The sequence below is a fragment of the Desulfocucumis palustris genome (assembly GCF_002933875.1).
In the GTDB taxonomy this organism is placed as follows: Bacteria; Bacillota; Desulfotomaculia; order Desulfotomaculales; family Desulfocucumaceae; genus Desulfocucumis; species Desulfocucumis palustris.
Window position 1 is genome coordinate 76,553 of sequence record NZ_BFAV01000019.1, and the last position, 14,142, is coordinate 90,694.

Here is a 14,142-nt window from a genome sequence, read left to right on the forward strand (position 1 = left end):
TGCGGAGTTGTTTTAGTTCCGTTTGTATCCCTTGATTTACACGGATTTCCGCAACTATTCAGGCAGAAGGTCAGGCAGGAAAAGAAATAAACCCCAAATCGCCTGATGTGATATAATTATTCCAGAAAGGGAAGATGTAATTGGCCGAATATGATTTGATTATCAAAGCCCTGGCCGGACGTTACATGGACAAGATTGCTTCTTTTATCCGGGGCGTGGAAGTTTCCGTGGAGCAGTTGGAGGATAGAGATAAAGAGGCCGTGGCGGTGCAGCGCACTTCCGACGTTTTGGTAAAGATACGGGAAAATGGGTATGAATACTTAATGTTAGTGGAGTTTCAGGCCAGGCCGGACAGGAAGATGCCCGGCAGGTTATTGCAATATACTGCGATGCACCATTGCCGGTATGAGAGACCGGTCTACCCGGTGGTTATAAACCTGACCGGCGGAAGCCGGCGGGAAGAACGATACAGAATGGACTGTGTTGATCTGACCGTGGTTGATTTCAGTTTTAGGTGGATTAACCTGGAGGAGGTTTCCGGCAGGGAGTTGTTATACACGGGACCGGTGGAGCTGTTGCCCCTGGCCCCATTGATGCGGCAGGATGATCCGCCGGAGGCGGTACTTGAAAAGTGCGCTAACCGGCTTCATAACGAGGTGCAAGCGGAAGATGAAAGGAATATACTGTATGTTGCTTTGGCCGCACTATCGTCATTAAAGTTTCCGAAGGAAGTAATTCTAAAGGTGCTGGAGGTGAGCAAATTGGAAAACCTACCGCTGTTTGACGGCATCCGGGAAGAGTGGGAGGCCAGAGGTAAAGCCGAAGGTAAAGCCGAGGGTAGAGCCGAAGGTCTTGGTGAGGGGATAGTTGAGGCAATTATAGAAGCTCTCGAAGAAAACACGGGACAGAAGCCGAACTGGATTAAGAAGAGTTTGTCCGCTGTTGATGATAGAGACTTGTTGAAAAAAATACTTCGCCGGGCAGTAAAGTCCAAAACCATGGATGAATTTAATCAGGCTTTAAAAGAATTGATGCCAAACTAATATACAAGGTTGACTATGTAAGCCTCCGGTTTCCCCGGGGGTTTTTAACTTTGATTACAACTGTCTAAATAGCATGTACCGTAGTTTTTGTAAAAGCATTTGTAGCTTTGTTGCTGAAATTGCTCTTTTTCTTCATCAAATAGAAATGTTGGATTTAAGCTGAGTTGGTCTGCGGGAAAGAAATATTATATAATTTTTGCCATTAATGTCTACAAAAAAACTGGTTCCGCAAAAAACGGAACCAGTTAATACCACTGGTGGGGACGGCTGGTTTCGAACCAGCGGCCTCTTGAATGTGAGTCAAGCGCTCTCCCGCTGAGCTACGCTGAGTCCCCATCCCTTTATTTACAAGGGTTACAAGGTTTTTTAACCTCTTATTTTTTCTCGAATAAAGTTGTCAATTTAACCGTATTAAGTTGTCAATTTATTTTACCATAAACATCCCTTCCAATTCAACAATACATTCTGGTAATTCAGATTAATTTTCAAAAGTGAATTATTCACTCTTGAACCACATGTTGTTTTAAAACTAAAAGTGATAGTAACAAAATATGTGATTATTAGATTACTAATATAATAGTAACTGAAATTTATGCACAACTATTATATTTGTAATCTAATAATGACGTGTCAATACATAAAATTAAATTAATTAAATAATGTGCTTGCAAGTATGGATTTAAGATGGTAATATATAAGCAACCAAATATCAAATTTATAGGAGGTAGTTTACATGACAAAAGGTATCTATGTTATCAAGGACACACTTGGAGGTTACGCATACGAATACTCTATAGGAATTATACCCAAAGATTTAGACGACAAATCTAAAGGAAAAGAATATTTCTACCATAGTTGCAAATGGGCTGACCGTGGAACATCAACAAAAGAAAGTGCTGAAAAAACGATTGAAAAACTACGTAGAATGAATGAATTGGCGGGATTTGAAGGTTTAGATTGGACTGTAATATATATACCTGATTGGAAGAAAGATTTAGGCAGTGATTTTTTAAAACTTCCCAAGGAAGAACAAAAAAAGCAGGGCGAATATTTTTTCCTAACAAGAGATATACCCAAAGGTAAAAAAACGATACATCAAAAATCCATAAAACAAATTTTAAAGAAGGTGATATAATGGGCCTTGTTGTCAATTTCCCTGGCTGTCACGATCAGACAGAGCCACAACAAAATGAAATTCCTATAGAAAAAGCAACACACTGGATATGCAAAGAAATCAATCAACATTGTGAAGGAAGTTTGACAGTAGGGAAAATATATGAAATCCGTTACGATGAAATGAGAGATGAATTTTATATGCTTGATGATTGTGCAGCCAATACTGTTTGGTTTTTAGTAATTGAAGGTGATTTTGTTAGAATGTAGGGGTAGGCAATTATTGCCTATCTTTTTTGTTTGTAACTAGGTACTTGGTTTCAATCACCCAAGGGGCTAACTTTTAACCAAAACAAGATTTGGTGATGATATTCTAAATCTCTACCAAAACGGAAATTTATCACGAATTTTTTGATTCAATAACTATTACTGATTATGAATAATATATATGAGTGACATATTTGCTAAAGTGATTACGACAGTATTAAAATTATCATCAAACCATTGCAAATAAAGGATTCCTATAGATATAAAAAAATTTTCTATATTATGAAACTAATAGTAGATTACCAATAAATCTTACCATTAAATATTACCATCAAAAGTACCCAAAAGTAAGTTTTTTGAAAATTTAACATACTTAAACCATTGTATTTATTATCTTTTCTGTGGGTGGGTTAAATCACCCTATATAGGTATATAATTATTTTTTCTATTTATGAATACGATAGTAGTATGTCGTAAAATTATAGTTATAAAATTTAGTCAAAAATGGCCAAATTGTCCAAGTGCCTATTCCGCAAACCATTAATATTATTGGGTTTTGTGAGGTTATTTTCAGCGGAGTATATAGGTATATAAACAAAAAAGTAGTTAATTGCAACATAAGGGTATTCAGAAACTAAATAATATTAACGGCTTTGAGTGGCGACTATCTTTCTTGTATATGGAATAAATTCACTAATAATAAGTAACGATAGTTGTGCATGATAAAATTGTCATATAAAAAGTGCTGGACGAAGCAGTCAAACCCTAAACCCCTTGAAAATAAAGAGATTTTTTAAGTGCGAGAAATTTTGTATTATAAATGAATATAGAAATAAAAAAATGTTAACGGTTTAGAAAATTGCCATAATTGTAAATCAACTCTGTATTACTTCTATTTTCTTCATATTTCAAAATAAAAACAAAAAGATAATGCTCTTTAAGGGGATATGGTTACTACTAGGGAGAAATAAAAATGTGACGTTTTAGAAACAACCTTCTAACCCTTACATATCAATAGGTTGCGGACACGAGCAAGAGATAGTAGTGTGGTATATAGAGAAAAACTTTACCATTTAGAATGGTATTTATCAGTATGGAATAAATAAAAATTGTTTGAAATAGAATATTCATAAAAATACTTATTTTAACTATGTTTATTAAATGTTTATATTTTTCTTAACTTATGATATAGATAGGAATTTTTATGTGGACAGCAGTATGGAATTAGAGTTAGTCGAAAACAGAAAATCTTGCAAATGCATAAAAAATACGGTTTTACAAAGGCAAGTTTCATTTTCTTGTATATGAATATAATACACCACTAACACCAAAGGCCACATTAAGTACATTCCGTTGAGTGTATTTAATGTGACTTTTGCTTTTTAGGCAAATGTTGCAAATCTATACATAGGACTAGAGAGGGCTGCCCCTCTCTTTTATATTTTTTTATTAAAATTTTTGAATTTACTTTACTGTAAAATCAAGCACTTAATAAACATTATTATTAAAATTTTAAAAAAGAGGTTATAAGTAATGAGCGAATACGAAAAACATTTTTATTTTAACTTGCGGAGAAACAAAAAAATACGTCTAAAGCAAATTGCAAATCATCTAAATTGTAGTATATCATTACTATCCAGATATGAACGAGAAGATATTTGCATGGATGAACGAAAGATAATTGGCTACAAAAATTTCATACTAAATTTTAACTAAATAAAATCCATAGTATTGGAGGTGGTGATAATGGATTTTTCGCAAGAATTAATTAAAGTGGCAGTATCAAATGGTGTCTTTTGCTTGCTCTTTGTTTGGCTTATGATAAATGAACGCCGGGACAGTAAATCAAGAGAAGATAAATTAGTCCAGCAATTAGAAAATAATACAGAAGCAGTCAAGAGTTTAAGGGATCTGATTCTGTTTAACATAAAATCAAATTCTAAGGAGGGAGAATAACTAATGGAGTTTACCGCTGAACAACAAGCACATATTGACCAAATACTAGCAGATACTAAGGCAAAATGGATTAAGGATGAATTGGAACCAATTCAGGCGCAAGTAGAGCAATATAAACCCAAGGAAAAATCTGACACTGAAAAGGCATTAGAGCAGAAGGAACAAGAATTATGGAATAAGGAAAAATCCCTAATTCTAAAGGAGCACAATCTGCATGAATTTGCAGATTTTTTTAATGCCAATGACACTGAACAATTGAATAAGGACATTGAAAAACTTAATAAGGTTTTAGATGCTAAAAAACTTAATAGTTCTTATATCCCTGACAGTCACAAGCAAACTGATGCTTATACTCAAGCAGAAAAGAACAAAGACACTATTGGCATGATTGATACTAAACTATCTAAAATTTTTAAATAAATTAAAGGAGGATGATTATTTATGATTAAAACTACTACTTTTACTACTAATGAAAACATTAATCTGGCAAAGGAAATCAGTTTGGTGGCTCCAATGGATTGCCCATTTAGCACTCTTCTACTTGGTAGCGGGAAAAGTGAGAATACTACTTCAAAAATCACAAGTTGGAGGGAAAAATCCCTTGACACCACTGAGGATATTTCCCAGGTAGAAGGAAGCGAAACCACTGTATTCCAGGCCAGTGAAAGAGCAGAGAAATCTAACATTTGTGAGATATTCAAGAAAGCGGTAAGCGTTTCTGGAACTGCTTCTGCTTCAGGTATTACAGGTATTAGCAATCTCTTTTCAGAGGAAATTAATGACCGCCTTATTGAAATGAAGGTAAATATTGAAAAGAAGTTAATTTCTGGTACAAAAAATGATGGTTCACTTACTCCCTTTGTAAGAAAAATGGATGGTATTTTAGCATTTGCTTTAGAAGACCAATCTATAACCAATGCAACTACTGGGACTCTTGCTGAAACAGATGTAAAAAATACTGTAAAAACTCTATGGACTGCGGGAATGTCAACAGGCCAATATATCGCAATGGTTAATGCTGACCTAAAGGAAAAAATTGATGCTTTATATGATGGTAAATATTCCTATATTGCTCAGGAATCACTATTTGGTCTAGTGGTTTCTAGCATTGCCACAAACTATGGAACCATTAAACTTGTGCTTAATAGACACTGCCCGAGTGACAAAATGGTTGTATTTGATCCTAACTATCTTAAAATTGCTTATCTCCGTCAACCAGTATTTGAACCACTGGCAAAAACAGGTGATAGTATTTCTGGTCATGTAGTCACTGAACTTACCCTAAAAGTATTAAATCAGAAGGCCATTGCCGTTTTAACTTATGCCTAATTGGTCAAAGTTAGTCAATGTTAGGGCAGGGGAATTATCTCTTGTCCTAACCCCTAAATAAATTAAATTGAAAGGTAGGTGATTAATATGTTAGAAAAATTACTTGAACTTCAGCAACAACTAATAGAATATGACAAATTAGTTAGGCAAGAAATAGCAAATATAAAATTAAACTTAGATGAAATGAGTAAACTATATAACCAAATTACTAATAAATAATAATTGAAAGGGGTTGAATAATGCTTGTAGTCGAAAGTGGTATTAACGGATACCACCTTGAAATGCACCAAAAAACCATTGAAAAACTAAAAAACAATTTAATACAAGATATTTTTTCAATTTATAAAATAGCATATCAATAGACAGCAACATATGCAAAAGTGAAATTAAATATAAAGGAGAAATTTCCTGAATGGGTACATGATACTAAATACTATGATTTAATTTTGAGCAATGATTTAGATTCATTTTTTAGTTGTCAGTTGTTAGAGATGGTCAAGGGATGGAAACCTAATTATTTCAACTATAACTTTTCTGCAATGGGTTTAACCGAATTTGCAGATGGCAATGAAAATATAGGCGTTGACTTTTCCCTTTGCAATAGCAAATGTTTTGATAATCACGTGGTTATGATGAATAGCAATGATGATTACAATTATCAATCAGCCAATTTCAATATCATAGATGAAATCAGCCGAGAAAATTATTTCAGCAAATATTGTGGCAGCACATTATTAACAATATGGTCACTATATGATGTTCCACTTCCTGCCACAGAAGAAGCAAAAATGATTTTATTGTGTATAGATTCAACATTCAAAGGATTTTACAGTGGTTATCCATTGCCTAAAAAAGCAAATAGAAAATATTTAGTTGATTATATGGATTTTCCAGAATTATACGAGTGCCTACAAAGACATAAGCAATATGAATTTTCAAACCTAATTAGCAAATATAATCTTGCCGGAAAGATTAGTTTAAAAAAAGGATTCCTACATACGGATATTGATTTAGAAGCGTTAAGGAAGGTTTTTAATCTTCCTTTTTTGTTGCCCGAAAATAAATTTTACAAGAAGGAAGAATACGAAAATAATGCTATGAGTTTACCTAAAGGAAATTATTCCTGGAGTAAAGATGATATATCAGAGGAAATGTATAGTGTTGCACTAACAAGAAGAGATTATTTAAATTATTCAATTAGAATTGATTAGTTTAACCAGAGGGCACATGTCGTGAGACAGCAGTAAGTCCCTCTTTACATTTTTAAAATATAATGTTATTATAGACATAACTTTGATAATTTAGGAGGATGATTAATTATGCAAGAAAATATTAAAAGAAATCCATATTACATTTATAATCTTTTACAATGTAACTGGCTACTCCAACAAGGATGCTTGCCTGAAGAAGCAGGTAAAGGTATGAAAGGTGATTTATACTTAAAGTTTCCGAGAACGCCTGAAATTGAAGAAAAAATGAGCATATTTAAGCAGGGTAAAGCGATTATAAATAAGGATTAATTGATAGGGGGAAAATGATAACTAATGACAGATACTGGTAAAAGATTAAATCTTAAATGGGTGGCTGAAACAATAGGTGATGAATATAAGAATTGGAGAAAAGGTGATATTGTCCTTCTGAATGCCCAAACAGGCACAGGCAAAACTTGGTTCATAGAAAATGTATTACTTGACTACATTGAGGATTATAAAAATGTATTACTTGTTTCTAATAGGACAAATTTAAAGAGACAAATTAAAAAAGATTTATTGGAAAAATACAACTTAGAAATTCCTGAATCATTGGAAGAATTGGATAAAATAACAAAAATATATAATGTAGTAATTACAAGTTATCATGCCATTCAGGATTCAGAATTAGATAAAGATTATAATGTTGCTGAATTTAAAGGTGATTTAAACTTTTATGATTATATTGTCCTTGATGAAGCACATTATATTCTTTCAGATGGAAGTTTTAATAATAAAACTCGCATAGTCCTTGATGAATTAATTAGGGATTATCACAGACAAACCATAAAAATATTCATTTCTGCTACAATGGATGAAATTAAAAAACCAATTTATAATTATGTAGATAAAATAATTGGCAAGAAACCGAAAATACATAATTATACAACTGGAATTGATTATAGTTATGTTAATACTAATTACTTCAGAGATTTAGACAGTATCATTGCAACCATTAAAAACGATACCACAAATGATAAGTGGTTAGTATTCGTTAGTAAAATAGATGATGCAAAAGAAATTGAAAAAGAATTAGGTCAAGATAAATGTACTATTATTAAATCAGGAACAAAAAGCGAAGAATTAACTTCTATAATTAACAATAGTAAATTTGAAAGCAAAGTATTAATTGCCACAAAAACGCTTGATAATGGAATCAATATCAAAGACGACCAACTCAAAAATATTGTAATTATGGCATGGGATAAAATAACTTTTGTGCAGATGTTGGGCAGAAAAAGAATTGAGATAGAAAACGCTCAACAAATTAATTTATATATAATGACTAGATATAAAAAGAGTTTTTCACAGAAAATAATTAATTACAACAAAAAATTAGATGAAGTTGAATTGTATAAAAATAATGAAAATGAGTTTAATAGAAAATACGACAATGATTTATGGAAAATAGGCAAAAATTTAAACGAATTATTTTATAGAAGTCAGAAAAATGGAAACTGGAAGTTAAATAAAGGTGGATATTATAGATTAATTAAGGACATAAAATTTGCTGCTTATATGGTTAATAAATTTGAAGAAGAAGGCGAATTTGCTTTTATTACTGAACAATTGTCTTGGTTGGAATTAGGGTATACTTTTGATGAAATGAATTTGATAGAAGATGTTGTGCTTAATGAAGACGTTATGAAATTGGAGGATTATTTGGAAAGTATAATTGGCAAAAAATTGTTCGGTGATGAGCAGCAAAAACTATCAGATTTAATTATTGGAGAACTTATAACTGTAAAAAATAAAATAGATTATCGAACCAAAAAAATAAAACCTTCAACATTAGAAAGTATATTACGAGAACAATTAAGTTTACCATACGCAGTATCCAAAAGCACACCAGAAACAAAGGGAGAAATGAGAAATAAAAAATATATAATTATTACAAAAATAGTTGATTTGTAGTTATTAATCTTATTTTGCGTTGGTTTTACTATAAAATTATATTATATTAATTATTTAGTAAAAGTGACGCAATGTATAAAATTATAAAGTAAAAATATTTTCATTTCAGGATTTATTTTATATTTTACCTTTTTGATTGGGGGATGGGGCTTGCCCCATAGACCAATAGAAATAAAATTAAAATAAACGTGGTAAATGAAAATTCAAAGGTTTCTACTCTTACAATTAAAAAACAAAAATAAAAAATATTGAATGACCGCTCCGCAGAGCGGGCATAAATAAAAAATATTAAATTTGCTTGGTGAAGGCGTCCTGAAAGACGCCTGAACTTAGCAAATTTTATTTTTTATCCTGTGTCACAGACAACAAATAAAAATGAAAGGAGCAAGAAAAATGAAAGAAAAACTAATTGAAATAATGGATTTAATTGCAAAATACAATGAAGAAGTAATAGTACGCTTTAAACATATAGAGGAATTAATTGATAAAAATATATTATACATTCAGGATGCAAAAGCGATTATTAACGATTCTTTGAAATAATTATCTATAAAATAAATCATTAAAGGGGTAGGGCTTATTGTCCTGCCCCTTATATATTTGATTGGAGGTAGCAATAATGGGATTTAAATATAGGAACGATTTAGAATACGCATTAAGCCAAGTAAATGATAGACAAAGAAAATATTTTAGATGGAAATTTAATATTCCTTTCGGTGGCAGACCAATGAATCAAAATACCATCGAAGAAATCTGTAAATATTTAGGCGTAAAAAATCCTCAATATTTTGCAGATTGGGAAAAAACAGATGAATATTTAAATTTAGTTAATATTTATCTTAATACAAAAACTGCTAATGATTTACTTGATATATATACTGCCATTTCCGAGAAGGCCAAACAGGGCAATGATAAAGCAATTGATACCCTTTTAAAATTGCAGAAAGAAATCCAGGCCAATATTCGTCAGGCCAAAAGAAAAGAAAAAGAAGTTGCCGATGATGATGGATTGGAATTGTAGGTGATCGGCAATGACTAGACCAGCACGAACGGCTCAGGATAAATTAAAGATTATTAATGCTGATTTTAAATTATGGTGTAAAAATTTTGTTAAGATCATCGACAATAATGGCGATGAAATTCCATTCGTATTAAATGAGCAGCAAGATTATTTTTACCAGAACATGGATAAGTTCAATATAATATCCAAGTCAAGGCAATTGGGATTTACAACCTATTCCCTGGCTTATTGTTTATGGCTTGCTTGCACTAAGGCAAATACAAACTGTCTGATTGTATCGTATAACGTTGAATCAACACAGAGCATATTCGAGAGATTGAAACAAATGTTCGCTTCTATTCCAGATAAATATAAACCTGGAGAACGTAGAAACAACCGAATGGAATTATTCTTGGAAAATAATTCAAGAATAATTGTGAAAACTGCTGGCGTTAAATCACTGGGTAGGGGTATGACGCTTCAATATGTACTTTTGAGCGAATTTGGCTTTTATCAAAATGACCAACAACAGGATTCCTTAGTATCTTTGGAGCAAGCATTAGCAAAAAATAATGACAGTAAAATAGTTATTGAAACTACCTCAAACGGTTACAATTATTACCAGAAATTATTTATGTCTGCCTATAAAGGCAATAGTAAATACAAAGCATTTTTCTTTCCTTGGTTTTCTTCTGCTACTTCAAACCAATTTAAACATGAGATTTCACTGGCAGAAAAATGGTTTAGAGCCAATAACAAAGGCCATAGGATGGAGCCACAACATTTAGAGCGTGATGAAATTCCTCTGAGAGAAAAAGGAATCTCCTTTAAATTATTAATGTGGCGTAGATGGAAACTGGAAGATATTGATATTGAGGATTTCCAACAGGAATACCCTTCCACGCCAGAGGAATCATTCAAGGCCACAAGTCGATCAGTGTTTGATACCATGAAAATTACGGAGAGATTAAATTATATCCTCCCTCCCATTGGCAGGGCTGATATAAATAAAGAATTACCCATTTCCCTTGATTCTTATTTGAACAAGGGATTTTTTATTTACAAGAATGTCAAGGCAAATGAACGCTATTATATTGGCGTTGATACTTCTTCCGGCTCTGGTGGAGATTATTCCGCTGTCAGTGTATTTGATAGCAACGGTGAACAGGTGGCAGCGTTCTTTAATAATAAAATTCCTGTATATAAGTTTGCCCAGGTTGTTTATGACATTGGAATATATTTTCATTATGGTTTTCTGGTTGTAGAAAAAAATTCATTCGGACAATCAGTGATTGAAAAGTTAAGGGTTGAGTATGGCTACTTAAATATGTATAAAATGAAGCAGTTTGATGAGCGTGGCCGGAAAAGGTATAAAATCGGATGGGTGACAACAAGTGTCACAAAGCCAAAATTAATTTCAGATTATAAAGAGCAGTTCGAAATGGATTTAATTTTACTTAATGATAATGAAACCCTGGAAGAAATGAAAATTTTTACTGATTATAACGGAAAAACAGGAAATATTAGGGGTGAAGGTTTCCATGATGATATGGTTATTGCTTCAGCCCTTGCTATACAGGGAATGAAATGTGGTAAATGGTATGTTTAAAGGAGGAATGAAACTTGAATTTACAAGAATATATAAATTTTGTCCATGATGGGAAAGCGGATTGGTTTGTTTCTGAGTGCAACAGTTATTACCATATGAACAGAATTAATAAGGTTGTTGACATTAAGGAGTATCTTTCCGGCAATCACCTAATTAATAATAGGCCAGCAGAACAATGGAATGGAAAGACATTTGAACCCAGGAGAATAGTTTTACAATATGCCAAAACTGTTTTGAATTTTTCTACTTCTTATTTGCTTAAAAATCCTGTAACACTTACAGGTGAAGAATCAGACGTAAAGGTAATGAAGGACGTTTATAAAAAAGGTAAACTACACAGAAGCGATTTAGATATTATGGATAAGATGGTTAAATACGGGGCTGTCTATGAATACCTGTTTATTGATAAAGACGGAAAAATAAAAAGTAAATTGATTGCTCCTGAAGATTCATACCCTGTTTATAATGAGCAAGGGGAAATGATTTGCTTTATTGAGCATTTCACAAGCGTTTTTAATGTAAGTTTCTATAATATTTTTACTGATAGCACAGTCCAGAAATGGACGGATGCCGGAGGGGATTTGAATTTTCTAGGAGAATTTAATAATCCTGGTGGACTTCCTGTTATTTATAAGAATCTGAATGAGTTAGATAATACAGATGGCAGATCAGATTTAGAAGATTTTGTAAATATCATTGATAACATGGAGGATTTAATTAGTAAGTACACTGATAGCATTTATAAATTTCTTAATCCGCTTCCTGTTGTCATTGGTCAGAAATTAAACATTAAAAACAATCAAGGTGAGATACCTACAAATTTAGTTGGTATTGGTTTGAATTTGGACGATGGCTCAGATATGAAATTTGTTCATGGGCAATTGGATTTTGAAAGTTTTGAATCAGTTTGGAAGGTATTAAAGCAAGCATTGTTAGATATAAGTAATACTCCTGCCGTTAGCATGAATAATACTGATATAAGCAATTTGAGCGAGGTTTCAATCAAGTTGCTTTTTTCTTTGGCTGATATTAAGGCAGGATTAAATGAGAGGTACATTAGAGAAGGGTTTGAACAAAGGTTTAAGAAGATAGAGAAGTTGTTAGGGTTACAGGGAATAGAGATTAATTCAGATGATATAGATGTTGTTTTTATTTATTCCAGACCTCTCAACGAATCAGATATAATTGACAACATTAAGACGCTGAAGGAATTAGGGGTAATGAGTTTGCAGACAGCAGTAGAAAACGCTCCGATGATATATGACCCTGTGAATGAGATTGAGAGGTTAAGTAAAGAGAGTGTAAATAAAGGCAATGAGGATATTGTAAATAATCAATTGGAGTAGATTGTTTTTAATGAGAATGATTATCAATTAAGAGTGTAGGAGTTATAGGGGATGGATATTTGGAATGTTAGTTCACCTTTCCGGCGCATGTTACCTTAACTGTTCCAATATAGAACAGTTGTCCATTGGGAGGGGTGCTATATATATCGCAACCAGAACAATTGTTCGCCTTATATCCTCCCCTCCCCACTCTCCCGGTAATGGCCTACTGGCTGAGAGGATACCAAATTATTTGTAATCCTCAATTGGTGGATAATTCACCAATTAAAACTCAACATAAAATTTTTCTTTTGTCATGTTTTAGGAAGTAAATTATTTTCCTCCTATTCATAATTGACATCTTAATCAAGTATTAAGTTGTCAATTTTTACAGGTATAAAATAAAAGAATCCCTTATATTTCAAGGGTTTAGCAGTTTGTATTATGCTTAGTGACAACTTAATTGCTCTATTTTTGCTAAAAATGGCTTAAATTTTGCCCCTATTTGCCGGGCTATTTTCCGGTAATATGTTTGTTCCTAAGTTAAATTTAAATGGCTCACAGCCCCTCTAAAATGGTTTTAATTACTGTTAGAATCCTTAAAAACCATTGATATATAAGGGTTAGTTGGCTATTTATTATTGATTATTACTGATGCTCATTTTTTCCTTATATTATAAGGGTTTGTTGGCATTCATATAAATTGATTAAGTTGACATATATCACAGGGTATAAAATTGTATCCCTAATTAATTTTCGTTGATTGAAAGGCATTTTAGAGCCGTTAGAATTGATTGTGGCGATACCCCAAAAGTTTTTTGGATGGCTCTAGCATACCTAAATTTACACGTTCGGAAAATTTTAAGATTTTTAAGCATTTTTCAATCCTAGATTATGATACAATGGAAACAAAAAAGGTGGTTAAATATGGATATTAATAAAAAATGCCAATTGATTACTCTAAACACATTGATTCATAGTGCCGGAAATGGATATGATTATGAACTTAATATAGAAATTTATACAGAATTAAAAAATGAAATAATTAAAAAGTTGGAATCTATAATTAATCCTATTATTGAGGAATATAAAAAATATGAAAAGCATCTATTCTGCAAAAAATATGGCGTTGACATGGATTATAAAATAGAGGAAAACTTAGATTTATTGGCAAAAAGTATTCAAAGTCATGCTGAAATCAATAAATATGTTACTGTATTAAAAATGGTTGAAGAAAGAATTGATGAATCAAGAAAGAAATTTGATGAATTAAAAAATACTACTACGACTGTTGCAAAATAATTATAAATACAAATACAATAGATAAACCATTAAA

The 14,142-nt window shown here is 32.1% G+C and carries 15 protein-coding genes and 1 tRNA gene; 15 read left to right on the plus strand and 1 reads right to left on the minus strand.

Translation table 11 applies throughout. From position 1 onward, the window contains the following. Positions 1–140 precede the first annotated feature (140 nt). Positions 141–1,043 carry an RpnC/YadD family protein gene (locus DCCM_RS02060; protein WP_104370802.1) on the plus strand — a complete coding sequence of 301 codons (903 nt, stop codon included), beginning with the start codon at positions 141–143 and terminating at the stop codon, positions 1,041–1,043. 255 nt (positions 1,044–1,298) lie between these two features. Here the strand turns inward: DCCM_RS02060 and DCCM_RS02065 are convergent. Continuing rightward, a tRNA-Val gene (locus DCCM_RS02065) sits at positions 1,299–1,378 on the minus strand. Between the two features lie 398 nt (positions 1,379–1,776). Here DCCM_RS02065 and DCCM_RS02070 point away from each other — a divergent pair. The 14 genes from DCCM_RS02070 to DCCM_RS02130 all read left to right on the plus strand — a co-directional run bounded on the left by DCCM_RS02070 (position 1,777) and on the right by DCCM_RS02130 (position 14,108). Further along, the gene (locus DCCM_RS02070) at positions 1,777–2,178 is read left to right on the plus strand and encodes a hypothetical protein (protein ID WP_104370803.1); all 402 of its coding nucleotides are present in this window, start codon (positions 1,777–1,779) and stop codon (positions 2,176–2,178) included. Continuing rightward, positions 2,178–2,426 carry a hypothetical protein gene (locus DCCM_RS02075; protein ID WP_104370804.1) on the plus strand — a complete coding sequence of 83 codons (249 nt, stop codon included), beginning with the start codon at positions 2,178–2,180 and terminating at the stop codon, positions 2,424–2,426. The genes DCCM_RS02070 and DCCM_RS02075 overlap by 1 nt, the downstream gene beginning before the upstream one ends. 1,743 nt (positions 2,427–4,169) lie before the next feature. After that, positions 4,170–4,379, plus strand: coding sequence for a BhlA/UviB family holin-like peptide (locus DCCM_RS02085; RefSeq protein WP_104370806.1), 210 nt, complete (start codon positions 4,170–4,172; stop codon positions 4,377–4,379). Positions 4,380–4,382: 3 nt separating this feature from the next. After that, complete coding sequence (locus tag DCCM_RS02090) at positions 4,383–4,799, plus strand: hypothetical protein (RefSeq protein WP_104370807.1); 417 nt, start codon at positions 4,383–4,385, stop codon at positions 4,797–4,799. 21 nt (positions 4,800–4,820) lie between these two features. After that, entirely contained in the window at positions 4,821–5,708 is an 888-nt protein-coding gene (locus DCCM_RS02095) for a DUF5309 domain-containing protein (RefSeq protein ID WP_104370808.1), read from the plus strand. A gap of 239 nt (positions 5,709–5,947) precedes the next feature. After that, positions 5,948–6,070, plus strand: coding sequence for a hypothetical protein (locus DCCM_RS19395; protein WP_269433725.1), 123 nt, complete (start codon positions 5,948–5,950; stop codon positions 6,068–6,070). An 18-nt stretch (positions 6,071–6,088) separates the two neighbouring features. Beyond that, entirely contained in the window at positions 6,089–6,919 is an 831-nt protein-coding gene (locus DCCM_RS02100; protein ID WP_104370809.1) for a hypothetical protein, read from the plus strand. 108 nt (positions 6,920–7,027) lie between these two features. Further along, a complete protein-coding gene (locus tag DCCM_RS02105; RefSeq protein WP_104370810.1) occupies positions 7,028–7,228 on the plus strand; it encodes a hypothetical protein in 201 nt (66 codons plus the stop codon). Between the two features lie 24 nt (positions 7,229–7,252). After that, the gene (locus tag DCCM_RS02110) at positions 7,253–8,872 is read left to right on the plus strand and encodes a DEAD/DEAH box helicase (RefSeq protein ID WP_104370811.1); all 1,620 of its coding nucleotides are present in this window, start codon (positions 7,253–7,255) and stop codon (positions 8,870–8,872) included. A 393-nt stretch (positions 8,873–9,265) separates the two neighbouring features. Next, on the plus strand, positions 9,266–9,415 hold the full coding sequence (locus DCCM_RS18380; RefSeq protein WP_165791986.1) for a hypothetical protein: 150 nt from the start codon (positions 9,266–9,268) through the stop codon (positions 9,413–9,415). Between the two features lie 76 nt (positions 9,416–9,491). After that, positions 9,492–9,893 (plus strand): hypothetical protein, encoded by a 402-nt coding sequence (locus tag DCCM_RS02115; RefSeq protein ID WP_104370812.1) that lies wholly within the window; start codon positions 9,492–9,494, stop codon positions 9,891–9,893. A 10-nt stretch (positions 9,894–9,903) separates the two neighbouring features. Beyond that, positions 9,904–11,481, plus strand: coding sequence for a terminase large subunit domain-containing protein (locus DCCM_RS02120; RefSeq protein WP_104370813.1), 1,578 nt, complete (start codon positions 9,904–9,906; stop codon positions 11,479–11,481). Between the two features lie 14 nt (positions 11,482–11,495). After that, positions 11,496–12,827, plus strand: coding sequence for a phage portal protein (locus tag DCCM_RS02125; protein ID WP_104370814.1), 1,332 nt, complete (start codon positions 11,496–11,498; stop codon positions 12,825–12,827). A 906-nt stretch (positions 12,828–13,733) separates the two neighbouring features. After that, positions 13,734–14,108: a hypothetical protein gene (locus DCCM_RS02130; RefSeq protein ID WP_104370815.1), complete on the plus strand. Its 375-nt coding sequence runs from the start codon at positions 13,734–13,736 to the stop codon at positions 14,106–14,108. The last annotated feature ends 34 nt before the right edge of the window (positions 14,109–14,142 follow it).